This window comes from Polynucleobacter sp. Tro8-14-1 (assembly GCF_018881655.1).
Lineage (GTDB): Bacteria > Pseudomonadota > Gammaproteobacteria > Burkholderiales > Burkholderiaceae > Polynucleobacter.
Genome location: NZ_JACVPX010000001.1, coordinates 148193 through 169492 on the forward strand (window position 1 = coordinate 148193; position 21300 = coordinate 169492).

Annotated in this window: 27 protein-coding genes and 1 tRNA gene; 16 read left to right on the top strand and 12 right to left on the bottom strand. The window is 40.4% G+C overall.

Annotated features, from left to right (window positions below):
• The first annotated feature begins 30 nt into the window (after positions 1-30).
• Genes ICN34_RS00775 through ICN34_RS00785 form a run of 3 tightly spaced genes read left to right on the top strand, consistent with a single transcriptional unit; the run spans position 31 to position 2771 of the window.
• On the top strand, positions 31-1233 hold the full coding sequence (locus tag ICN34_RS00775; RefSeq protein ID WP_216120268.1) for an ammonium transporter: 1203 nt from the start codon (positions 31-33) through the stop codon (positions 1231-1233).
• 56 nt (positions 1234-1289) lie between these two features.
• A complete protein-coding gene (locus ICN34_RS00780) occupies positions 1290-1814 on the top strand; it encodes a gamma carbonic anhydrase family protein (protein WP_216120270.1) in 525 nt (174 codons plus the stop codon).
• Positions 1815-1841: 27 nt separating this feature from the next.
• Entirely contained in the window at positions 1842-2771 is a 930-nt protein-coding gene (locus ICN34_RS00785) for an AEC family transporter (RefSeq protein ID WP_072582751.1), read from the top strand.
• Here the strand turns inward: ICN34_RS00785 and maiA are convergent.
• Positions 2742-3422: a maleylacetoacetate isomerase gene (maiA, locus tag ICN34_RS00790; protein WP_216120272.1), complete on the bottom strand. Its 681-nt coding sequence runs from the start codon at positions 3420-3422 to the stop codon at positions 2742-2744. The genes ICN34_RS00785 and maiA overlap by 30 nt on opposite strands.
• A gap of 90 nt (positions 3423-3512) precedes the next feature.
• Here maiA and ICN34_RS00795 point away from each other — a divergent pair, with 90 nt between their 5' ends.
• Positions 3513-4142, top strand: coding sequence for a trimeric intracellular cation channel family protein (locus ICN34_RS00795; protein WP_216120274.1), 630 nt, complete (start codon positions 3513-3515; stop codon positions 4140-4142).
• Positions 4143-4375: 233 nt separating this feature from the next.
• On the top strand, positions 4376-6046 hold the full coding sequence (locus ICN34_RS00800; protein ID WP_216120276.1) for an MFS transporter: 1671 nt from the start codon (positions 4376-4378) through the stop codon (positions 6044-6046).
• A 66-nt stretch (positions 6047-6112) separates the two neighbouring features.
• On the opposite strand, the gene ICN34_RS00805 is transcribed toward ICN34_RS00800, so the two are convergent.
• Positions 6113-6724 carry an MOSC domain-containing protein gene (locus ICN34_RS00805; RefSeq protein ID WP_216120278.1) on the bottom strand — a complete coding sequence of 204 codons (612 nt, stop codon included), beginning with the start codon at positions 6722-6724 and terminating at the stop codon, positions 6113-6115.
• 30 nt (positions 6725-6754) lie between these two features.
• On the bottom strand, positions 6755-7078 hold the full coding sequence (locus tag ICN34_RS00810; RefSeq protein WP_083564222.1) for a DUF6150 family protein: 324 nt from the start codon (positions 7076-7078) through the stop codon (positions 6755-6757).
• A 168-nt stretch (positions 7079-7246) separates the two neighbouring features.
• On the opposite strand from ICN34_RS00810, the gene ICN34_RS00815 reads away from it, so the two are divergent.
• The 4 genes from ICN34_RS00815 (at position 7247) to ICN34_RS00830 (ending at position 10286) form a co-directional block, all read left to right on the top strand.
• Entirely contained in the window at positions 7247-7567 is a 321-nt protein-coding gene (locus ICN34_RS00815; protein WP_237767733.1) for a hypothetical protein, read from the top strand.
• A gap of 78 nt (positions 7568-7645) precedes the next feature.
• Positions 7646-7722, top strand: a tRNA-Met gene (locus ICN34_RS00820).
• Between the two features lie 186 nt (positions 7723-7908).
• Positions 7909-9321 (top strand): hypothetical protein, encoded by a 1413-nt coding sequence (locus ICN34_RS00825; protein WP_216120279.1) that lies wholly within the window; start codon positions 7909-7911, stop codon positions 9319-9321.
• Positions 9322-9632: 311 nt separating this feature from the next.
• Positions 9633-10286: a surface-adhesin E family protein gene (locus ICN34_RS00830; RefSeq protein ID WP_216120281.1), complete on the top strand. Its 654-nt coding sequence runs from the start codon at positions 9633-9635 to the stop codon at positions 10284-10286.
• A 3-nt stretch (positions 10287-10289) separates the two neighbouring features.
• On the opposite strand, the gene ICN34_RS00835 is transcribed toward ICN34_RS00830, so the two are convergent.
• Both ICN34_RS00835 and ICN34_RS00840 read right to left on the bottom strand, forming a co-directional pair.
• On the bottom strand, positions 10290-10472 hold the full coding sequence (locus tag ICN34_RS00835; RefSeq protein ID WP_216120283.1) for a hypothetical protein: 183 nt from the start codon (positions 10470-10472) through the stop codon (positions 10290-10292).
• A gap of 181 nt (positions 10473-10653) precedes the next feature.
• Positions 10654-11100 (bottom strand): DUF6641 family protein, encoded by a 447-nt coding sequence (locus ICN34_RS00840; protein WP_216120285.1) that lies wholly within the window; start codon positions 11098-11100, stop codon positions 10654-10656.
• A gap of 144 nt (positions 11101-11244) precedes the next feature.
• Here ICN34_RS00840 and ICN34_RS00845 point away from each other — a divergent pair, with 144 nt between their 5' ends.
• On the top strand, positions 11245-11769 hold the full coding sequence (locus ICN34_RS00845) for a hypothetical protein (RefSeq protein WP_216120287.1): 525 nt from the start codon (positions 11245-11247) through the stop codon (positions 11767-11769).
• 142 nt (positions 11770-11911) lie between these two features.
• Positions 11912-12487, top strand: a complete 576-nt coding sequence (locus tag ICN34_RS00850) for a hypothetical protein (protein WP_215341051.1) — start codon at positions 11912-11914, stop codon at positions 12485-12487.
• A 32-nt stretch (positions 12488-12519) separates the two neighbouring features.
• Here the strand turns inward: ICN34_RS00850 and ICN34_RS00855 are convergent, their stop codons facing one another.
• Together ICN34_RS00855 and ICN34_RS00860 are read right to left on the bottom strand one after the other, a co-directional pair.
• A complete protein-coding gene (locus tag ICN34_RS00855) occupies positions 12520-12999 on the bottom strand; it encodes a hypothetical protein (RefSeq protein ID WP_216120289.1) in 480 nt (159 codons plus the stop codon).
• An 11-nt stretch (positions 13000-13010) separates the two neighbouring features.
• Positions 13011-13205, bottom strand: coding sequence for a hypothetical protein (locus ICN34_RS00860; protein ID WP_011903676.1), 195 nt, complete (start codon positions 13203-13205; stop codon positions 13011-13013).
• Positions 13206-13612: 407 nt separating this feature from the next.
• Here ICN34_RS00860 and ICN34_RS00865 point away from each other — a divergent pair, with 407 nt between their 5' ends.
• Positions 13613-14188: a site-specific integrase gene (locus ICN34_RS00865; RefSeq protein WP_216120291.1), complete on the top strand. Its 576-nt coding sequence runs from the start codon at positions 13613-13615 to the stop codon at positions 14186-14188.
• Between the two features lie 30 nt (positions 14189-14218).
• Here the strand turns inward: ICN34_RS00865 and ICN34_RS00870 are convergent, their stop codons facing one another.
• The 3 genes from ICN34_RS00870 to ICN34_RS00880 are packed head-to-tail and all read right to left on the bottom strand — an operon-like array spanning position 14219 to position 16570.
• Complete coding sequence (locus tag ICN34_RS00870; protein WP_216120293.1) at positions 14219-14866, bottom strand: hypothetical protein; 648 nt, start codon at positions 14864-14866, stop codon at positions 14219-14221.
• Positions 14859-15497, bottom strand: a complete 639-nt coding sequence (locus tag ICN34_RS00875) for a hypothetical protein (RefSeq protein WP_216120295.1) — start codon at positions 15495-15497, stop codon at positions 14859-14861. The genes ICN34_RS00870 and ICN34_RS00875 overlap by 8 nt, the downstream gene beginning before the upstream one ends.
• A complete protein-coding gene (locus tag ICN34_RS00880) occupies positions 15494-16570 on the bottom strand; it encodes a hypothetical protein (RefSeq protein ID WP_216120297.1) in 1077 nt (358 codons plus the stop codon). The genes ICN34_RS00875 and ICN34_RS00880 overlap by 4 nt, the downstream gene beginning before the upstream one ends.
• 397 nt (positions 16571-16967) lie before the next feature.
• On the opposite strand from ICN34_RS00880, the gene ICN34_RS00885 reads away from it, so the two are divergent.
• The 4 genes from ICN34_RS00885 (at position 16968) to ICN34_RS00900 (ending at position 19484) form a co-directional block, all read left to right on the top strand.
• The gene (locus ICN34_RS00885) at positions 16968-18200 is read left to right on the top strand and encodes an integrase arm-type DNA-binding domain-containing protein (RefSeq protein ID WP_216120299.1); all 1233 of its coding nucleotides are present in this window, start codon (positions 16968-16970) and stop codon (positions 18198-18200) included.
• Positions 18197-18589: a hypothetical protein gene (locus tag ICN34_RS00890; RefSeq protein ID WP_216120301.1), complete on the top strand. Its 393-nt coding sequence runs from the start codon at positions 18197-18199 to the stop codon at positions 18587-18589. The genes ICN34_RS00885 and ICN34_RS00890 overlap by 4 nt, the downstream gene beginning before the upstream one ends.
• 119 nt (positions 18590-18708) lie before the next feature.
• Positions 18709-18942, top strand: a complete 234-nt coding sequence (locus ICN34_RS00895; protein ID WP_216120303.1) for a transcriptional regulator — start codon at positions 18709-18711, stop codon at positions 18940-18942.
• A 62-nt stretch (positions 18943-19004) separates the two neighbouring features.
• Positions 19005-19484, top strand: a complete 480-nt coding sequence (locus ICN34_RS00900; RefSeq protein ID WP_216120305.1) for a hypothetical protein — start codon at positions 19005-19007, stop codon at positions 19482-19484.
• 209 nt (positions 19485-19693) lie between these two features.
• Here the strand turns inward: ICN34_RS00900 and ICN34_RS00905 are convergent, their stop codons facing one another.
• Both ICN34_RS00905 and ICN34_RS00910 read right to left on the bottom strand, forming a co-directional pair.
• On the bottom strand, positions 19694-20542 hold the full coding sequence (locus ICN34_RS00905; protein WP_216120307.1) for a hypothetical protein: 849 nt from the start codon (positions 20540-20542) through the stop codon (positions 19694-19696).
• Complete coding sequence (locus ICN34_RS00910) at positions 20499-21215, bottom strand: hypothetical protein (protein ID WP_216120309.1); 717 nt, start codon at positions 21213-21215, stop codon at positions 20499-20501. The genes ICN34_RS00905 and ICN34_RS00910 overlap by 44 nt, the downstream gene beginning before the upstream one ends.
• Between the last annotated feature and the right edge of the window lie 85 nt (positions 21216-21300).

Sequence of the window (21300 nt, forward strand, 5' to 3'; positions counted from 1 at the left end):
ATGATGCAAAAAATAAGAGGGAGAAATGTCATGGAAACTTTGAAATCTGGAAGTGATGCTTTATTTATCTTGCTTGGCGCCATCATGGTTCTTGCCATGCATGCAGGCTTTGCATTCTTGGAGCTGGGAACGGTACGGAAGAAAAACCAAGTCAATGCCTTAGTCAAAATCTTAGTGGACTTTGCCGTCTCAACGATTGCCTATTTTTTTATTGGCTACAGCATTGCTTATGGCGTGAACTTTTTCTCTGGGGCAGAGTTGCTGGCAGAGAAAAATGGCTACGAGTTGGTCAAATTTTTCTTCTTACTAACTTTTGCTGCTGCGATCCCCGCAATTATTTCTGGTGGCATTGCAGAGCGCGCTAAATTTAATCCACAACTAGTGGCTACTTTTATATTGGTGGGTTTTGTTTACCCCTTCTTTGAGGGTATTGCTTGGAATCAGCATTACGGCATTCAAGCTTGGATCAAAGGCTTTACTGGTGAAGAGTTTCATGACTTCGCAGGATCAGTTGTGGTTCATGCGGCAGGTGGTTGGATTGCCTTGCCAGCTGTCATTTTGCTAGGCGCGCGTCGTGGCCGTTATACAAAAGAAGGTCAAATCTCTGCTCATCCACCATCAAGCATTCCTTTCTTAGCCTTGGGTGCTTGGATCTTGGCAGTGGGTTGGTTTGGTTTTAATGTGATGAGCGCACAAACGATCGATAAGATCAGCGGTTTGGTTGCGATGAACTCGTTGATGGCAATGGTTGGTGGAACATTGGCTGCTTGGGTGGTGGGCCGTAACGACCCTGGCTTTACTTACAACGGGCCACTTGCAGGTTTGGTTGCGGTGTGTGCGGGATCGGACTTGATGCATCCTCTTGGTGCTTTATTTGTTGGTTTGATTGCCGGCGCATTGTTTGTATATATGTTTACCTTGGTTCAAAACCGCTGGAAGATTGATGATGTTCTCGGTGTTTGGCCTTTGCATGGTTTGTGTGGTCTTTGGGGTGGATTAGCTGCTGGTATCTTCGGCACAAAAGCTCTAGGTGGAATTGGTGGCGTTACTTTTACTGGCCAGCTGATAGGGAGCGCCTTGGGTGTTGGCATTGCATTGCTTGGTGGCTTCGTTGTTTATGGCACCCTGAAAGCGGTCCTGGGCATTCGGATGTCTCAAGAAGAAGAATTTGAAGGTGCGGATTTAAGTGTGCACCGTATTTCTTCTACGCCCGATCGCGAGCCAAACTGGTAATTTACAGGTAGTGCATAGTCGTTCATCTATAGCCTGATTCATACCTATAATGAGTCATGGCTATATTTGAACTAGACGGAAATGCCCCTCATCTAGCTGAGGGTGCTTGGGTTGCTGACAGCGCAGAAGTGATCGGCAAGGTTGAGCTTCATCAAGATGCCAGTATCTGGCCCAAAGTTGTTATTCGTGGTGATAACGACCTTATTCAAATTGGCGAAGGCAGCAATGTGCAAGACGCTTCTGTTTTGCATACCGATCCAGGTTACCCACTCATCATTGGCAAGCATGTCACTGTTGGCCATCAAGTGATGCTGCATGGTTGTCACATTGGAGACGGTAGCTTGATTGGCATTGGCGCAGTCATTTTAAATGGCGCAAAGATTGGAAAAAACTGTCTCGTTGGTGCGGGCGCACTTGTTACCGAAGGAAAAGAATTTCCGGATGGCTCCATGATTTTGGGAACTCCCGCTAAGGCGGTAAAAGAGTTAACCCCGGAGCAGATTGCTGGCATCCACGATATTGCTGGTCGCTATGTCAAAAATGCGCAGCGTTATGTCAAGACGCTGAAGAAAATTTCCTAATCCCTTAAATATCACCCGTTAAATATTTTGCTCTACGTATTTAATGTAGTTCTCCCAGTGTTCCTACTCATCTTTATTGGGTATGTTGGTGGGCGTGCTGGTAAGTTAGGCATTAACGCTTCAGTTGAGCTCAATCGTTTTGTGGTTTGGTTGGCATTGCCTGCGCAACTCTTTAACTTTGCCGCCAATAGTGGCTGGCAAACACTATGGCAACCCGGTTTCATTACTGCATTTTTTCTAAGTTGTTTAATTGTTTTTGTCCTGGTGCTCTTGGTGAGTTGGCTACGTCATCGCGATTTAGCGGCAGCTAGCTTTGATGGCCTGAGTGCCTCTTATTCAAATACTGGGTATATGGGCATTCCTTTGTGTGCACTTGCCCTTGGCCAAGATGGTTTGGCACCCGCGATTATTTCCACCTTCATTGTGTTTGTCATGTTTGCTTTAGCAACAGTCTTGATTGAGATTGGCATCTTGTCGCATAAGAAGCCGCATGAGATTGGGTTGAGCGTCATTAAATCGCTTTGCACCAATCCCTTATTAGTAGCTCCAGTGGCGGGTCTGTTATGGTCTTCCAGCGATTTAACTTTATACGATCCCATTGCACAAGTGATTGCATTCTTAGCAGCCGCATCGACACCTTGCGCTCTTGTTTCCATCGGTCTATTCCTGATGCAAAAAAGTACTGCCGGTCCTGCTCAGGCTTGGGGTATCAGTTTGGCAAAGCTGCTTCTGCAACCTTTGATTGCTTGGGTCATTGCGGCCCCCATCTTGGGGCTACCAGCATTATGGGTGAGCGCTATCGTGATACTTAGTGCGCTACCAACTGGTACGGGGCCCTTTATGTTGGCGCAGTACTACAAAGCTGACGGTAGCGTGATCTCTAGAGTGGTACTAATTACTACTGTGAGTTCTTTGCTGACGCTCTCTTTATTTTTGTGGTGGAACAGCGGGATTTAATCCTTCAGCATCCAATTGTTTTTCCCAAGAGGCATCAATAAAGGCGGGTAGCGTCATGCACTCATGAAAAATTCGCATGAGAGTGGGGTAGGGTTTCACATCCACTTTTGCGCTCAGTGCGTTAAATAGCTGAGGCACTAAGCAGACATCAATCAAGCCCGGTTGATCTCCATAGGCAAATTTCCCAACACGAGAATCAATGCTTAATTGTTTTTCTAGGCTCTCCAGTCCGACCTTGATCCAGTGCCCATACCACTCATCTTTCGCCTCACTGCTGATACCTAGTTTTTTGATGAGGTAGCGTAAGACCCGCAAATTATTGATTGGGTGAATATCACTTGCAATATCCATTGCGACAGAGCGAACCCATGCTCGGTCAATTGCTATTGTTGGTAGGAGTGGTGGCTCAGATTGAATCTCTTCGAGGTACTCAATAATGGCTAAGGATTGATGAATGCTTTTTTCACCATCTTCCAGAAGAGGTACTAAGCGATTGGGATTTTTCTTGCCATATTCCTCGCCCAATTGATCCCCGCCATTTTTACCGAGATGAATGGGGATGATTTCGTAATCTATGCCCTTGAGATTAAGAGCAATACGAACACGAAAAGCAGCGGAGCTGCGCCAAAAGCTATAAAGCTTGTAGGTCATATCAACACCTTATTTACACTCATAGCTAACAGTATATTCAGGGCGGTCATTCAAGTCTGCGTTCAGACAAAGTGCATTAGACTCATTGCTATGAAAGATATTAATTTCTGGATTGGCATCATCGCCACTATGGCCTTTGCGGTAACAGGAGTCTTGGCCATTGCGGATCGTGGTGTGGACCTCTTTGGTGTTTTAGTGCTGGGCTTGATTACTGCAATTGGCGGCGGCACTATCCGCGATATTATTTTAGAAGCACCTATTTTTTGGTCTGAGAACCAAATATATGTGTGGCTTGCGCTCGGTGCTAGCATCCTCACCTTCTTTGCAGAATCTTTCTTTACCCAGCCGCAAATTTATCGGTGGATGCTTTATATCGATGGCTTTGGTGCCGCTCTCTTTGCGATTCAGGGGGCTGATAAGGCATGGAGTATGGGTTATGGCCTGCCTGTGGCGCCAGTCATCTTGGGTGTTATTACTGCCATTGGCGGCGGCTTATTGCGCGATGTCTTGGCTGGCAGAAAAACACTCATCATGTCGCATGAGCTTTATGCCATTCCAGTGACTTTCGGTTGTTGTGCATATGTCCTGGTGCTGAACTTCTTGCCTCAGTATGTTGTCGAGGGCTCTGTGATTTGCATGCTCGGAATTTTTGGACTGCGCGCAGCTGCTATTTATTGGGATCTGCGCGTACCCAAAATGTTCATTACTAAAACACGCTAACTTTGCCATTTTTTTATGGTGTGGTTTCATATCCCCGCTACATAGAGGTTTTGATCTGGCATTAGACGCTCGGCTAATGCATGTTGCGTAATTACCTCTAGTTTCCCGATTTCTCGGGAAAACCCCGATCTTATTTGATGGGGAATTACCCTAACTAGTGGATTTCTTTGAATTTTTTCAAAGCATAATCGATCCGTTGTTATTTATTTAATAAAAATAGTTAGGAGCTACTGATGTCAACATCAACTAAAGCAGCCCCAATGACCGCTGAAGAACGCAAAGTTATCTTTGCATCATCTTTAGGTACGGTTTTTGAGTGGTACGACTTTTACTTGTACGGTTCACTTGCGGCAATTATTGCTAAGCAATTCTTCTCTGGCTTAGATGCTGGCTCTGCCTTCATTTTCGCTTTGTTAGCTTTTGCTGCTGGTTTCATCGTGCGTCCATTTGGCGCGTTGGTGTTTGGTCGTCTCGGCGATTTGATTGGCCGTAAATACACCTTCTTGGTAACCATCTTATTGATGGGCGGCGCAACTTTCATCGTGGGTATTCTGCCTAACTATGCAACTATCGGTGTTGCTGCTCCAGTAATCTTGATCGCATTGCGTATGCTTCAAGGTTTGGCTTTGGGCGGCGAGTACGGTGGTGCTGCTACTTACGTTGCAGAACACGCTCCTCATGGTCGTCGTGGTGCATACACAGCTTGGATTCAGACAACAGCTACTTTAGGCTTGTTCCTCTCCTTGCTCGTGATTTTGTTCACACGTGAATTCACTGGTCCAGACTTTGATGTTTGGGGTTGGCGCGTTCCTTTCATCGTTTCTGTTGCATTGTTGGCGGTTTCTGTATGGATTCGTTTGTCCATGAATGAATCCCCAGCTTTCAAGAAGATGAAAGAAGAAGGCAAATTGTCTAAAGCTCCTTTGACAGAGTCATTTGGTCAATGGAAGAACTTGAAGATTGTGATCTTGGCATTGTTTGGTCTGGTTGCAGGTCAAGCGGTGGTTTGGTACACAGGACAGTTCTACGCTTTGTTCTACCTCACACAAGTTTTGAAAGTAGATGCTAAGACGGCGAACTTGTTGATTGCTGGTTCATTGGTAATCGGCACACCATTCTTTGTGGTCTTCGGTAGCTTGTCTGACAAGATCGGCCGTAAAGTGATCATCATGGGCGGTTTGTTATTGGCTGTAATTACTTACATCCCTAACACCCCAGTTTCCGTGTTCAATGCGTTGACACACTTTGCTAACCCAGCGCTGGAAAAGGCAATGGCAACTTCACCAGCAACCATTACTGCTGATGTGAATGAATGTACATTCCAGTTCAACCCAACGGGTACAGCAAAGTTCACAAGTTCTTGCGATATTGCAAAACAAGTGATGGCATCTAACTCTGCTAGCTATAGCACCATTCCTGGCCCTGCAGGTGGTCTAGCAGTTGTGAAGATTGGCGATACAGAAATCACTGGTTACACACCAAAAGGTATGGACCCAGCAGATGCTAAAGCTAAAGATGCTGAGTTCAAAAAGCAAATTCGTGATGCATTGAATGCTGCTGGCTACCCAACTAAAGCTGATCCAGCTGGTATCAACTACGTTGCTGTATTGTTCTTGTTGGTGTACTTAGTACTCTTGGTAACCATGGTTTATGGCCCAATTGCTGCGATGTTAGTGGAGATGTTCCCAACTCGCATTCGTTACACCTCTATGTCCTTGCCATACCATATTGGTAACGGTTGGTTCGGCGGCTTATTGCCAACGATCTCCTTCGCCTTGGTAGCGCAAAACGGTAACATTTACTACGGTCTCTGGTATCCGATCATCATCGCTGCGATGACATTGGTAATCGGTACGTTGTTCATACGTGAAACTAAAGATGTAGATATCTACGCACGCGACTAAGCGGATTGACTAAGATTCTTTAGTCTGCATCAAATAAGAAACCCGATCAGAAATGGTCGGGTTTTTTTATTCCCACAAATCTTTTTGATTGCGATTATTTAAGAGTTTTTGATTTTGCTGGGCGATAGAAGTTTCTCTTGCCCCAGGGATTAAAGTAATTTCGGCACCAGCCACAAGAACTCCAGTTTTGATAACGCGTAAATACCAACCACTAAAGCCGGACTGCAGCATTGCTTTGCTTGCACCCTTGTAAGCAACAGCAGCGTTGAATTTGAAACAGGGTTCGCGGAGTTTGACGACAGCAAATTCAAGTTCGCCAATAACCAATTTATCCCCAACAAACACTGCTGTTTCTAGTAGGCCTTCGATTGTGAAGTTCTCGCCGATAGCACCATGTTGTAAATCAACCGGCTGCTTGGTTTCTCGAGTGAGCAGTTCATTCCAGAAGATGTAATGCTCTGCTGGATAAACATAAATGGCTTTTTCAATTCCGCCATGTACCGATAGGTCAGCTTGTTCATCGCCTTTAATGCCTAGTGGAGTAATTTTAACTGGAGCAGGATTTTCTGAATCACTTACCACCTGCTTGCGAATAGCTGAAGCAACTGATTTGTAATTAGGATGGTGATTGCCAAATAAAGGAGCTACCTTACCGGCGGAGATGGAAAGAAGTTTCATGAAGTAAAGAGGGTGATTAAAAGATGTTTATTAGTAGCGACAGCGCGCATCACTCTTGTACTTAGTGAAGTACACAATAAGGTCTGCCTCGGATTTGTATTGGGTGTAGTAAATCACGGCACGGGCATCGCTTTTGTATTTCGTATAGAACCAAACGCCCGGCTCGTTATCGCTGGAGTATTGGGTGTCATACACAATGCAGTTCGCCTCAGACTGGTACTTGGTGACAAAGACCTTGGCATTGGCCTCTGATGGGTAATTGGTAATGAAGACTTGAGCTGCAGAAGCGATCGTAGGGATGCAGCTACTCAAGAGCAAAAAGCTGAGTAGGCGCAAGAGAAATGAATTCATCATTTGGGAATATTACGCTTTCTACTTTTTAGGTGTTCATCTGGCTGATATGATCACAGGATGAATTCCTCTCAAAAGAAATCTTTTTTTATATTGAGCCAATTGGTCTTGGTATTTCTTTGTGCCATAGCGAGTTCAAGCATTTACGCTAAGTGGGATGAGGAGCGCGACATGACTACCAATGGCAAAGAGGAGTTGGTCTACTATTTCAAGACTAATGAGCAGGGTCAAAAGCTGGTCTTAGATAAATATGTAAAGCGCCTTATTTTTATACGTCCTGATAAATTTTATAAGCGCTCAATCAAGCAAATTAAGATTGATGGGGTGGTGGTAGACGTCAATAGCGACCCTTTTTCGCATTACCCTGAACAAACCGCGATTGTTTTTGAGAACAAGGATGAGGTCCTGAAAAAGCTCTTTTTGGCCAAGAAAATCGAATTTAATGTCCTTTATGGCCGAGATGAGGCTGTCAGCACCTTTCAGATCAAATAGGGATTTGAGCACCTCCAGCGGCCATAGGGTTGGATTGGTTTAGACAGATGCATTCCGATCATTTACAATAACGAGTTCGGCGAATTAGCTCAGCTGGTTAGAGCGACGGAATCATAATCCGCAGGTCCGGGGTTCAAATCCCTGATTCGCCACCAGAATTATGTTGTAAATCAAAGACTTAGAGCCAAAAACTCTAAGTCTTTTTTTCTTGCTTTTCATTACACACCCATTACACACTTTTTGACTAAAAACCGTACAGGGTATATGCTGTATGGGCTGGACGGCTATTAAAGTATTACTTAAGTAACCCTTTTTCCACCCATTTATCCCTTATACGCACAATGGTAGAACGCAAAGCTACAAGCAAAAGCATCATAGACGGCGAGTTGCTGGTGGTATTGCGTGAAAGAAGTAGCGTGTATCAGTGTCACTACAAGATAGATGGGAAGTGGCAGAGAACCAGTACAAAGCAAAGAGATATTAAAAAAGCGCAAGAAGTAGCTAAAGACATATACAAAGAAGCGCACTGGAAAAAGAAAAACCAAGTAGCACCCATCACACGCTACTTTAGAGATGTAGCTAAAACGGTTGTAAAGAGGCTACAAGACGCTTTAGACAGCAAAGAGGGTAAAGCTGTGTACAAGGACTACATCACAGCTATAAACCGCTATCTCGTCCCTGCGTTAGGAAAATACTATGTAGATAGTATTGACTACAAAGCATTTGCGCATTTTGAAGAGGTGCGTAAAAAGAAGATGAAGGGTAAGGACGCAACCAAAAGTACCCAGTTAACGCATAACGCCGCACTTAACAAAGTATTTGATGAAGCTATATACAGAGGCTATATGGTTGAATCAAACAGACTTGTGCTGAAAGCAAAAGGTAAATCAAGTGAGAGGCGCGTGGAGTTTAGCGTAGAAGAAGTTAAAGCTATGCGTAGCAATTTTGATGCGTGGATTGAAAAGGGTAGGGTTGATACAAGAGAGTTAAGGGCGCTACTAAAAGATTATGTAGAGGTGTTATTAGATACAGGCGCAAGGGCTGGTAAAGAAGTGCTGGATTTGAAGTGGGTACATATAGAAATACAAGACGATCCTCAAATTACAAATACAGGTGAGATTGAACCGCCTGATGATGTTGATGACAGGGGTTATGAAAAGCAAGAATGGAGGCGCAACCGTACAGCGTATATAAAAATACTAACTGGTAAAACCTCAAAAAAGAATGGTGCTTTAGTTGGAAGGTTAGCTATTGGTAACTTAGCTACTGTACAAGCGTTTGAAAGAATAGCGCAACGCAATTATGGGATGTCGCTACAAGAAGTAATAGATAAGCATCCGCAAGACGCTGTATTCAGATATAAAGAATATCAAAGCAAGCGTAACAATAAAATCAATACACCTATTAAGTTGTTACCCCCAACAGATTTAGTGAAATTGTTTAGACAGTATTTGGAAGAACATAACTTATACATTGACCCTGTTACTGGTAAAGGTCGTCCTCCTTACTGCTTAAGACACACCTACGCAACTATTAAGTTATTACACGACAACATCCCACCATCCATCATTGTTAAACAGATGGGTACATCGCTGGGTATGTTGGAAAAACATTACGATCACATCAACACCATTAAAGCCGCCCACCATTTGCGTGATGATGAAAGCAGACAGTTGATACGGGCTGGCGGTAAGGTGAATGAAAAGTATGAGTACAGAGAGGTAAAGCGTAGTAAGAATAAAAAAGTATCTTAGCTATGCCTCTCGTCCCCACATTCACAAAAATAAAAATACATATAAAAACCACCAAAAACCCACGCTTTTTGCGTCAAATCACACAATTTCCGTAATAAGAGTTATTAAGAATTAGAGGTGGGGTGTTAGATTAAAACTGGTGGGGGTTAGGTTCTCCACACACGCAAAAAACTGCGCACTAAATTTTTGGATGAGTAGCTTTGAAAATTTGTTACTCTGCTTTTTTGTAACTTATATTAATAACTAATAATATTTTTATAGATATTAATGTAGTATATATATAAATGTTAGGGCTAATTGAGAATATAGATATGAATAAAATTTTATTTGTTATGTTGCTAACTTTGGTATCGGCATCGAGCAATGCAGATGTTGTAGCTATAGGAAAATTAGACAATGGTTGGACTGTGAAGCTTACAGATGAACAATGCTTAAGAGATCCTACGCCTTTTGTTAAGAGAGCATATCTACTTTCTTATGGCAAACAAACAGCAGATGGTTGTTATGTAAATATGTTTATAGAAAATCAAAATTTTCCTAATGTAAGTGTTAAATGGAATGGTGGTGTAGAGGCAAATTACGATAGAGCATTTTTTGAATTTCACAAAAAAATCAATCCGCCAATTCTTAATGATGAAAATATACTATTTCTAAATAAAACACAGAGTAATAATATCTACGTAGAAAAAAATACAATTAAGAAAAATGGAGATTTACTAACTTTTACAGAATTAAGAGATGACTTTAAACCAAGTAAGGATGGAGTTCGTTCATCACGTTGGTATACAACAATAAATTGCCGAACAAATCAATTTAAATTTGACAAGGCAACTGTTTATTATGAGCAGATGGGTAAAGGCGGTATTGTAGGAAAAGAATTTGTTGAAATAAAATTTCCTTTTACACCAATTCTCCCAAATTTTGCTGACATACAGTTAATGACAAAATTTTGCCAGATTAACTAATTATTATTTTTGCACTAATTGCTGTGCATTAGCTACTGTCTGCCTATCCTTCTCAGCCTTATAAGCCTTCTTAGCCGTGTCAACATTACGCTTCAAATTAGCTACACGGGATTGTTGGGGGTTGAGGGGCTTGATAGGCTTAATGGGTTTGATAGTGGGGGTTAAGTTAAATTCACAAAAGCGCATAAAGTATTTAACCTGACCCCCACTATACGTAAGTATTACCCTCATACTTCCGTATAGTTCAGCACATTACCCACACCATACATATGTTCCCCTAACTGCTTTGCTGTGTAAGCATTTTCAGCATACACAATGGTGTCAGCTGTTTGTAGTTGGTTTATGCGTACCCATAGCCTATACTGTTTCATTTACCAAAGCCCTCTCTTGTAGCTGTACTTACTTCAGCAATAGCTTCATCCAGCGCACCATTCAGCACATCAGTCTTTAATGCTTTCAATGTACTAATCAATTCCTCACCACTGTTAAGTTCAATACAGTTAGCTTTAGTTTTCTTGTTTAGCGTAAGTGTTTTAGCACCGTACTTGATAGCTAGATTGATTTTTCCGCTATCGCTAATCCAAAACCATTCCTTTACACGCTTAACAGTTTCAACAGTCATCTTTTCACCTGTTTGCTTATTTGTATAAGTCTTTAAGCGTTTAGGTGCGTAAGCATTACCAGCTTGCTTAGCTTCGCATAGTTCAATCTGTTCGTGTAGCTTAGCTACTAACTTATTGCGTCTATGTACTACAGGGCTGACAGTTTGATGACGCTTACTTACTACTAATTTCAAGTTATTCAATGTACTCATTACTAACTCCTTATGTGTTGTATGAGTAATAACTTTAGTTTCAGCAATACGGCTTGGACAACCTGATTTTTCCAGTCTTTTCTCAGCAGAATGTAATAAATCCACAAATAGTCACTCTTTTATTTGGTTCTGCTAAATATCTTTATGAAAGCAACAGCAGAAACAATAAGAAATTTTTTAGATAAGCAATCACAGCACATCACGCACTACTTAGTAGCGCATAGTCATTACTTTGCTTATCACAAAGACGCTGTAAGCATTGAAAGAATGACATTTAACTTACGCAAAGACTTTAGGCACGCAAGAAACTGTTTTAACAAAGAACTTTATGGCAACGGCGCAAGACGCAAACCACTCTTACTACAACCATTACTCATCCCAACAATAGAAGGCACGAAAGAATTAGCAAACCCACAAATCTCCATCCACTACAACATTTACTTAGGCAACTTACCAAAAATACTAACAACAGAAGATATAAAAACATTATGGGCATATTGCTGGGTGAACAAAGCACAGCAAAAGAATGACATATACATCACAGAACCGTTAGATAACACTCAACCACACCTATTACATTACGGCACTAAAGAGGCACAGTTTGGAAACCTTAGCTGTTGGGATTTTGAAAATACACAAATCCCCTACAGCGCACTAAACATTGACTGAAGTTGTGTTTAGGTAGTTATGGACTAAGCATTGGACACAATGCTTAGTTATATGACTATTGGTTGAAATAATGAAAGTCTTACTTGAGTAATACTTGAAATACTGATAGCCTGAATAGAGATCAAGTAAATGGACGAACGATATGTCTACAGTTTGGGAGCTACAGGTAATAAAGTATTACCAACAATACTGTGAATCTGAAAAAATATTGTTAGAGAAAAATAATTTATTCAAAGCAATGACTTATTTTAAGATTATCAGGAATTTTAATGGGATAGGTAGTAAAGAAAACAAAGAAGAATTTTTACAAATTATTAATAGCGTTGTAAATAACTCAAAGTTGTCTAGCGAACAAAAATATATTGAATTATTTAACAAGCTAAAACAACGCTATAACAAGCAATTTATCTCTGCTACATCAAAAATTCTTTGGTTGCGTGACAATAAAGAGCAACATATTATTTTTGATGATAATGCGATTAAAAATGTAATTAAATTACGAGGCAAAATCAAAGCAAGTGGATACGAAAAATACTTTATGTTTTGTAAAAAATGGAGAGAACTATTCAAAGAAAATGAAAAACAGATTCTGAAATCCACCCAAAGAGTTAAGGAATTTTACTTAGATACACCTAACTTTAGCAGTTCAGACATTGATGTAATGGACAAGCTGTGGTTCAGAATGCGTGTGTTTGATATTTACTTGTGGGGGCTTTAATTTTTGAAGTTGAAATTAAAGTCATTAAATCATTAATTCTCAAATAACTGACAAAGCTCTCCATAGACTTCGGCACACTCTAAGCGATGCTTATCATTCTGTGCGAGATATTTACCCATTACACTCGTCTCCTCAAACCAGCCAGTATCTCCTGGAATATCGCCAAATAATTTCTCTGTAATGATAGATAAAAGACTTTTAGGTTTAGGTTTTTGATTTTTTATTTCATTGTTGTAAATTATGTTTACCAATTGATGAGTTTTAGCATAAGTTTCACTTTCATCTTTTTGTACTATCAGCCTGCCAAGTATGTAACCCAACCTACTAACTAGCTGTGCGTGAGTTTCGTTGCTAAAATTATTTTCAGATGTTGCGTAAAATAACTCCGAAATCTCATTTAAGTATTCCTTACAGTCTCCGCTAAAATTGTCATAGCTATTGAGTATGTCTTTTACACCAAAAACAAAACCTCTGTAATTTTCTACAAATTTATTTTTTTGAGTTTTATTCATAACTTAATTTTCTAAATATTTTTAATGAATTTGGTATTTCCTCGTTCATCATATGTAGTAATAGTTCCATTGCCGCGAACTGTAAAGGTTGATCCTGTGTAGCCCGCAAGCCCGCCACCCGAGGGCACATTTTTAATGCATAAAGTCTGACCTTTATCATCATATACATAAATGGTTGATCCTTTTTCCACAGCCATCGCAATCATATTGCCTCCTCAGTTAGTATCTAACAAAAAAATATAAAATTTAATATCATCTCTTTATATTCTTACACAACTTTACTGTCAATAGTGATAGTAAAAATAACACTCAAATTCAGGCTACAAGCGCATAACGCATAACAGCTAATAGCATTACAGCAGAGAACGACTTAAACAGCGCATAGGGCTTATAAGCAAGTCCGTGTAAATCTGTAGTCAATAAGCCACAGCCCCAATAAATACAACAATGTAAGGATTTAAGTAAAACCTTACATATACGCATCCAAACAGCGTAACCAATTGATTTATGGAAAGAAAAAGCATTACTTAAGTAATACCCAAAAGAGGTAGGAATTTTGAAACAAAGAAAACATACTAAAGACATAGCAAACATTACATACGGGGAGAGTGCTATGTCAAAACAAGCAAAGACGCTTAATACAGAAGAGTTGCGTAGGGTTTTAGATTACACGGCTACTCGCAAGCACAGCACACGCAATCGTGCTTTAGTGCTTATGTCCTTTTATAGTGGTTGTAGGGTGAGTGAGTTAAGTAGCTTAACTTACGCAGATGTAGTGGATGATGAGGGTAAGGTGCGTGATGAGATAAGACTTAAAGCTGAAAACACCAAAACCAAAGAAGCGCGAATAGTGTTTGTGAATGCTAAGTTGAAAAAAGAGTTACAACAGTACGCTAATGTGTATAAGCCTTTAGATTCAAAACTTAAGTTCTTTTATAGTCAAAAGCGCAATAGCAATGGATATAACGCTAATACACTTACACAGTTTTTTCATTACCTATACAAGCGGGCTGGTGTGTTTGGTGCTTCGTCACATAGCGGACGCAGAACATTTATCACCAACTTGGCTAATAAAGGCGTGAGTGTGCGCTTGTTAGCAAGCTTAGCAGGACACCGCAATATCAGTACAACGCAGGCTTATATTGATGTGAATGATGATATGAAGCGTAAGGCTGTTGAGCTGGTTTGATTTGCTCAACTCGCCTAATTTTTAAATTACCTACGAATTTCTTATAGTCAAAAGTAATATTTCATTACTCAGATCGTGTACGCACTTTGCTGCATTATCCATAGACTCGCTGTCAGCTTCAATATTAAAGTGTAAGTGAGCACCGTAAATACTTTCAATTTCATCCTCATTTATATATTCATCCTCCTCACCACTACCGCTACTGTAACTAACTGAAAAGCTGTTACTGAATCGATATTTTTCAACAATGTCAGCCAGCTTGCCTGTCATTCGAAAATTTAAATCAAAATCTCCTCCCTTTGTTGGCTGGCTTACAGAGTCGATTTGAAAATTATATTTTTTATATACCTCTTCACTCAATTCGTGCTTATGCCCACTAAAACTACTTATTCTAATTTCCCAATAACCAAAATTACTCAAATTAATTTCTTCTTTAAAAGCCATTTGTACTAACTTAAGTAAAGAATTATTTAATTTACTAATTTCTTCCTTAATTGTTGTGCGTATCTCTTTTTTTATTTTATGTTGCACAAAAAATTCTAATTTCACATCTTCTAACTTGTTTTTTTCTAAATACTTACCAAAGCCTACACCCAAGTTGAAAAGCTCTTCAGCCTCATAATGATTCTTAAAAAGCTCCGTTAATTCATTATTAAATTTATTAATTTCATTACTCATTTCTTTCCTCCAGTATCTTTACGCAGTTTTTAAATCGTTTATCACAGTACTTCAGCACCTCATTAGCAAGCCTAAAGTACAGCGCCTTATCAGTTTTATTTTTCACACCACCCTTTGTAGCTGTAAACACTCCGTGCGCATATAAGTTTCTAATAGCGAGAGCCAAAAAAAGCACGTCATTTGTATTGCCTCTAATAAACTTTTCTATTTTGATTTTTAACCAATCGTCTTCTTCTCGTAAGTTTTCACTTATAAATCCAATTAACTCTGTTTTCTTCATTAGCTGTAAAGCTAACTCTTTATTAGGAATTTCATTTTCATTTTTTTTCTTAACGTTCTCAACTCCTAGCTTATAAGCCGCATATATCAAATCCTCATAAGCTGTATAAGCAAGAAACACTTTCATACCAGCTTCATAACCAATTAATGTTCTACCAACTTCTTTAGCATCAATTCCATTAAATGATTTAGCAAGACGATAGCGATATGGGAAGCGAGATAAGCGTCGTTTTACTTCGGCATTTATTTTTATAGTATCAATCTTTAGTTTTTGTTGGTAGTCTTTATATGACGATGGCATATTGTCATATTTGTTCCATATGTAATCCTCTTTACTTTTTTTGGTAGTCATTTCTTCTTCTTTTTCTCTTTTACAAACTTATCAAAGTCTTGCTGATTCTCAAATAATTGCGCTTGTTGTCTATTAGCCCAATACTCGTCTTGCTTTTGACTCTCTTCATATCCAGCACTAACAAGCTGTTCCCATAATTCATCAGCCCATTTCTTTTCTTCCAAGTCGCTCATCCATTTTTCGTGTTGTTCCAAGTTATTCACTATCACTCTCGCATAGATGTTGAGTATGTGCCTCTCCATTTCAGCATTCACAGGCAACATCATTACTAAGTTCATACTCGCATTGAAGTTATGTCCACCATCTAATATTCTGTAAGCATTACCTAAACCTATCCATAAGTTATCTTCGCTTGTTTGTTTTTCTGCGTGCCACGATGTAGTAGTCCAGCTGTACATTGGCTCTCTTTCTTTTACCTGTATCAAACGCATAATCACATCACGGGCACGAGCCATTCTTTCAGCTCTTGTTTCTTTATTGTTTTCAATGTTGCGCTGATCCTCTACCACTCTCGTCATTGTCTTGTGCTGTACCCAAGCAATGAACTGTTCTTGTTTTATGTTGTTGTAGTCTGCGCCTTCTAATACTTTTGCGTAGTTACTAACTGTTTTTGTGCTTATAGTTGCGCCACAGATATAGCGCACAACAAGTGAGGCGTTTGGAGTGTTGCTTTGTACTTTTATTCCGTCTTTATATAGCTGATTCCACAGCGCACCAAAAAAGTCATCAGCTAAATCACTTTTAACCACTTCCCTATATACGCTATACGCTTCATTCAGTAATACAAGTAGTAACTCCTCATACTTCTTGTTTAACTTCTCCATCCTTACTTTTGTTGTAGCAAGTCTTCCACCCCAATCCTTCATTACCAACTCATTAGCTGTTTCTGTCTCTTTCCAAACAGCTAACTTATGTTCCTTACTTTGATTTACAAGCGCACTAATTTGTTTTTGCGTTTTAACTGATTTAGGTTTGGTGGCTTTTGGAGGAATTGAACTTTTGACAGCTTTAGTTGCTGTTGTTTTGTTTTTAGCTACCACTTTGCGTGACGCTTGTTTTTTAGCTAAAGCCATATCCCACCTACTGTTTTAAGTAATAGTATGATTATGTACAGGGTGGTTGCGTTATGAAAAAAGTATTACGCAAGTAACACTTTACAAACCAAATATAAGAAGAAAATCATTACACACTTTATTACACACCAAATTAAAGTGCTTAATAATCAAAGACTTATGTGCTTTGGATGTAATCATAATCCGCAGGTCCGGGGTTCAAATCCCTGATTCGCCACCATATTCAGTTTTACGGATGCCTAGCATCTACCAAAAAGCCCTTACAGAATAAGCCCTGTAGGGGTTTTTTGCTTTCTGTAGCCAACCCTAGGAAATGTGAGTAATATCAAATGAGTGTGAGTAGAAATGTGAGTAAACCTCTCTCTACTCATCAAAGTTACTCACAAAAAGGCTTTAAATGGCTTCAAAACTGCTTACAGACTCGTTAATTAAGTCGCTAAAGGGTAAGGCCAAGCAATATGCTCAGAACGATGGTGATGGGCTCTCCTTGCTTGTTTTACCCAATGGCACGATGTCATGGCGGTATCGCTATCGGTTTGCTGGCAAGGCAAAGATGCTTTCTTTGAGGGGCTACCCTGAAGTCACCCTTAAACAGGCTAGAGAACATAGGGATGAACTTAAAAGAATCCTCCAGTCAGGCAAAGACCCGTCCGTTTTCCGTAAACAAGCAGATAGGGAGGTGTTGGATGCTCAAGCCAATACCTTTGAAGGTGTGGCTGGAGTGTGGCATGCAAGATGGAAGGTCGACAAGACCTCAGAGCATGCTGAGAGGGTTTGGAGAAGGCTAGAACTCAATATCTTCCCCCATGTAAAAAATGTACCCATTTCCGAAATTACCCCCAAGGCTTTGAAGCAGATTATTCAAAAGATGGAGGATAGGGATGCAACCTCTATGACACGAAGAGTCTTAAACACTTGCTCACAAGTTTTTGGTTATGCGGTACATGAGGATTTGATGGACATTAATCCAGCCAAAAATATTGACGCCAAGTTAGCCTTTAAGCCCCATGTTGAGAAGAATTACAAGCGAGTAACCGTCAAAGAGTTGCCCATCTTACTCAGAGAAATTGATAAGTATGGTGATGAATATGCTGGGACTGAACTCACTCGCCTAGGTTTGCAGTTGCTTGCCTATACCTTTGTTAGAACTGTGGAATTAAGGTGCGCAAGATGGGATGAGATAGACCTTGAGAAGGGGGTATGGCAAATTCCGGCTGAGCGCATGAAGATGCGTAATCCTCATATAGTGAAGTTATCCACCCAAGCCTTGGTAATTTTTAAAAGACTTCACGATATAACTGGTGGGAGAGGCTTGGTATTCCCCAATGCTAGAAGCCCCAAGAAACCGATGAGTGAAAACACTTTAGTTTATGCGCTTTATCGTCTTGGTTATCACTCCAAGATGACTGCGCATGGCTTTAGAGGTATTGCATCAACTAGCTTGCATGAGCAGGGATTCCCTCATGCCCACATTGAATTACAGCTAGCCCATAGCGAAAAGGACAAAGTTTCAAGTGCCTATAACTATGCCGAATATTTGGAGCCCAGAGCCAAAATGCTTCAGGCTTGGGCGGACTATCTAGATGGCATTAAGGGCGGTGCTGAAATTGTGAATATCAAGAGCGCATGATGGCAAAGGCACAAAAAGCTAAAAATGTGATCCCTATTGGCAAGATCAAGATTGATGCTGGCTTTAGGCGAAATTACAAAATGTTGAAAAGCAACCCCAATGACAGTAGGTCTCAAGTTTACGAGATGCTTGAGAACATGCTTTTAGACAAGGCGCAAAAACAAGATAGTTTTACGAGTGGTCGCTCACTGGGTGCAAAGGCTCAACTTACAAAGCACATCTTGAATATATTGAAATCTAATCCAAATGATTCAAGTAAAGAATTACATAGGAAATGTGAAAACGAAATTGCTGATTTTGAGATGGGGCTTAGTTCGTTTAAAACAAGAATTAGTGAGTTAAGGGCGGAATATCAAATATTAAAGATGCTGAAAAAGGATTGCAAATAAAACTATTTGTAACTGTTTAGCGGTAATGTAATTTTAATGAGATGACATTGATTCAAAGTCGATAAAGAATTGCTCCCAATGGTAGCCACTTCAGGCAACCAACTACCAATGAGGGCAATATGAGAAGCAAGCAATTAACGATAGAGCCAGAAGTTTTGCCTTTATCTGGCATGAGTAGGTTTTCACAATTCCAAAAGTTCCTTCCTCTTTCAAGGGAGAAATTTCGTCAGCTTTCTAAGGCTGGTAAAGCCCCAAAAGGCATGCGCATGGGTAGTCGATTAACCATGTACTCCAATCAAGAGCTTCATCGTTTTTTTGCTAATCCGCTGAACTATAAGTCTAAAGAACTATGAAGGACGTCCCATACTTCCCGTTATATGCGGCCAATACCATGGCGAGTAAGCCATTCAGGCTAATGACTTTAGAGCAAAGGGGGCTTTGGATAACTCTGATGATGGAGTGTTGGGTTAATGGGGGCGTGCCATCTGACTTGGGTGAAATGGCAAAGTTTCTTGGATTATCTGTTGAGGAGGTATCAAGATCCTTTACCGATTTGCAAACCTTTTCACTTGATAAGCAAGGCTCTCAGATAATTTCAAATGAATTAGAGGAGCAGCGGCAAAAGTATTTGAGTAGTCGTGAGGGAAAAAGTAAAGGAGGGAAGCTGGGAGCAGAGCGAAAGAAGGAAAAGCAAAGACAGAGAGAGTTAGCTGATCCTAAAGGTATACCTGAAGGTCAAGCTAAAGGTTCTTTAATTCAAATTAATTCAAATCACATTAAATCAAATCAGCTTATAAATAAAGAAGTAGAGAATCAAACAGTTGATGAGTGGGTAAGTAGATATAGTGACGCTCCTGAGGCTGGTGATTATGCAAAACAATCAAGAGGCAGCTAGAAAGTTAGTATGCATAAATTTTCTTTGGTAATTAATGCGCTACTCATAAGCCCAGCATCAAAATTGGATTGAGGTGATCTCATTTGTTGAATAATGCCGAAGATAACTCACCGAATGATGTTAGCTAAGGCTGAGTAGGGTAGGCTTTTGGCGCTTGCTGTTGAAAAATTACGCAACAAAAAGCCGAATATAGGAGAGTGTTTAAGGTGTTAATCTAAATACAACATCTCAAATACGGGTACGGTGACTGAAGCCCCTGTAACCAAAGGTAAATCTTTGTTTCCCACATATTTTCCTACCAGTCTTAAGCCAACCCCTACCCTAGCGGTGTTTTGATAACTAGCCTGAAAAGCTGGCGGGACTAAAACAACAAACCTTGTATTAAAAGGCATTGAGCCAATGACTTGCGCTGGGACAAAAGTGGCGATAAAGGTCGTACTTGTATATTTTTCTAAAAAGCCATCAATGCTGTAATTTTTCCCATCAGGTTTGATTTTTGGGTTTGTGATTAATGATCGACCATTTGAGGCATTAAATTTAACTTCGGCATCTCGTAAGTTATTCACCTTTATGGTGCCAGACTTCAGGCCTTGAACCCGAGAATCATCCATTGGATTTGTTGATGAGATTGAAGATACTGTTGCAGAAGGGGTTTGCTGATTTCGTTGCGATTCACGGATTTGTGCGAGATTTCGCTCCTGTTCGTCTTTGAGAAGCTTTTCACAGTCATACATGCCATTTGCAATAAGTTTATAGATCCCATGCCTATGGCATGCTTCAAGGCCTGCTGCATCATCATCTGCTGTAGACAGCTTTGGTGATTCAGTAGTCTCCATCTTAAGAGGGTAGGGTGAGGTCTGCTGCTCAGCAGGAGGTGTCCTTGTTGCTGGGGGTTCGACATAAAGCATCTTATTCATTCTCTCGATGATCTCTTTGGGGTTTCCCTCATCGATATCTTGTCCATGAGCATGTGCAAGCCAAAACATTGCTGAAAAACAAACAATCCATTTCATTTTAATAATCCTTAAATGATTTGGAGGTACATTGGTGCCAATCATATTGAGCTCTGGACTGACCCTCCATTCCAAAGCAGATTCCAGCGCTATTTAATTTTTTTCTAATATCGGCATCCCAATAATTTTCAGGATTTTGACGAACTCCATCGAGCCATTTTTTGATTAGCTCTTGATTTTCTATGGAGAATTTTGAGTAATCACTTTTACTCTCTGAGCTTTGTCGCAAAGGAGGGGTGAAGGGGTCACCATATTTCCCTGATGGGTTATTCGTTAAATCCCCCGAATAAACCATGAGTAAATCAAGCCCTTGGTTCAATGGTCGATGCTGAAAGAATATAAAGCCAACTTTATTTTCCGCTTGCAGCTGATTTATTCTGGCTAAATCAGGATCTGATATGTGAACCTCAAGTCCCCCCTTCCATTCTTGACAGCCTACCTCTTTAATTTTTTCAGAGCGGTTAGTGAAGGAGGTGGCAATTTCAAACAGTCTTTTTGGGCTTTGACTTAAATTTTTGTTAGCAAGCAGCTCCATTGGACAAACCATTGCGCCATGATTATCCCCAACTTGCTGCGTGTAAATTGGGAGTGAAGTGTCAAGTTGAGGCTTTTGATCTTTGTATACGGGTTGGTTATTTGATTTGAGTGTGGAGAGCCAATAAATTCCAGACGCTAGTGCAATGGCAACTAAAAAGTACTTAATGAGGCGTTCTTTCAAAATTGCTCCCTTTAGACATCGTTTATGAGGTCACTCACTAATCCAATGAAGCTAGCAAGGCAATCTTCTTGGGATTATTGGCGGT

Bases quoted from the DNA above. Each gene is read 5' to 3' on its own strand.
- ICN34_RS00850 (WP_215341051.1), top strand. From the start codon at position 11,912: ATGTCTACAGTTTGGGAGCTACAGGTAATAAAGTATTACCAACAATAC.
- ICN34_RS00875 (WP_216120295.1), bottom strand. From the start codon at position 15,497: ATGACTACCAAAAAAAGTAAAGAGGATTACATATGGAACAAATATGAC.
- ICN34_RS00835 (WP_216120283.1), bottom strand. From the start codon at position 10,472: ATGCGCTTTTGTGAATTTAACTTAACCCCCACTATCAAACCCATTAAG.
- ICN34_RS00905 (WP_216120307.1), bottom strand. From the start codon at position 20,542: ATGATTGGCACCAATGTACCTCCAAATCATTTAAGGATTATTAAAATG.
- ICN34_RS00880 (WP_216120297.1), bottom strand. From the start codon at position 16,570: ATGGCTTTAGCTAAAAAACAAGCGTCACGCAAAGTGGTAGCTAAAAAC.
- ICN34_RS00795 (WP_216120274.1), top strand. From the start codon at position 3,513: ATGAAAGATATTAATTTCTGGATTGGCATCATCGCCACTATGGCCTTT.
- ICN34_RS00815 (WP_237767733.1), top strand. From the start codon at position 7,247: ATGACTACCAATGGCAAAGAGGAGTTGGTCTACTATTTCAAGACTAAT.
- ICN34_RS00825 (WP_216120279.1), top strand. From the start codon at position 7,909: ATGGTAGAACGCAAAGCTACAAGCAAAAGCATCATAGACGGCGAGTTG.
- ICN34_RS00780 (WP_216120270.1), top strand. From the start codon at position 1,290: ATGGCTATATTTGAACTAGACGGAAATGCCCCTCATCTAGCTGAGGGT.
- ICN34_RS00840 (WP_216120285.1), bottom strand. From the start codon at position 11,100: ATGAGTACATTGAATAACTTGAAATTAGTAGTAAGTAAGCGTCATCAA.
- ICN34_RS00810 (WP_083564222.1), bottom strand. From the start codon at position 7,078: ATGATGAATTCATTTCTCTTGCGCCTACTCAGCTTTTTGCTCTTGAGT.
- ICN34_RS00870 (WP_216120293.1), bottom strand. From the start codon at position 14,866: ATGAGTAATGAAATTAATAAATTTAATAATGAATTAACGGAGCTTTTT.
- ICN34_RS00895 (WP_216120303.1), top strand. From the start codon at position 18,709: ATGAGAAGCAAGCAATTAACGATAGAGCCAGAAGTTTTGCCTTTATCT.
- ICN34_RS00845 (WP_216120287.1), top strand. From the start codon at position 11,245: ATGAAAGCAACAGCAGAAACAATAAGAAATTTTTTAGATAAGCAATCA.
- maiA (WP_216120272.1), bottom strand. From the start codon at position 3,422: ATGACCTACAAGCTTTATAGCTTTTGGCGCAGCTCCGCTGCTTTTCGT.
- ICN34_RS00800 (WP_216120276.1), top strand. From the start codon at position 4,376: ATGTCAACATCAACTAAAGCAGCCCCAATGACCGCTGAAGAACGCAAA.
- ICN34_RS00885 (WP_216120299.1), top strand. From the start codon at position 16,968: ATGGCTTCAAAACTGCTTACAGACTCGTTAATTAAGTCGCTAAAGGGT.
- ICN34_RS00855 (WP_216120289.1), bottom strand. From the start codon at position 12,999: ATGAATAAAACTCAAAAAAATAAATTTGTAGAAAATTACAGAGGTTTT.
- ICN34_RS00865 (WP_216120291.1), top strand. From the start codon at position 13,613: ATGTCAAAACAAGCAAAGACGCTTAATACAGAAGAGTTGCGTAGGGTT.
- ICN34_RS00900 (WP_216120305.1), top strand. From the start codon at position 19,005: ATGACTTTAGAGCAAAGGGGGCTTTGGATAACTCTGATGATGGAGTGT.
- ICN34_RS00805 (WP_216120278.1), bottom strand. From the start codon at position 6,724: ATGAAACTTCTTTCCATCTCCGCCGGTAAGGTAGCTCCTTTATTTGGC.
- ICN34_RS00890 (WP_216120301.1), top strand. From the start codon at position 18,197: ATGATGGCAAAGGCACAAAAAGCTAAAAATGTGATCCCTATTGGCAAG.
- ICN34_RS00860 (WP_011903676.1), bottom strand. From the start codon at position 13,205: ATGATTGCGATGGCTGTGGAAAAAGGATCAACCATTTATGTATATGAT.
- ICN34_RS00775 (WP_216120268.1), top strand. From the start codon at position 31: ATGGAAACTTTGAAATCTGGAAGTGATGCTTTATTTATCTTGCTTGGC.
- ICN34_RS00830 (WP_216120281.1), top strand. From the start codon at position 9,633: ATGAATAAAATTTTATTTGTTATGTTGCTAACTTTGGTATCGGCATCG.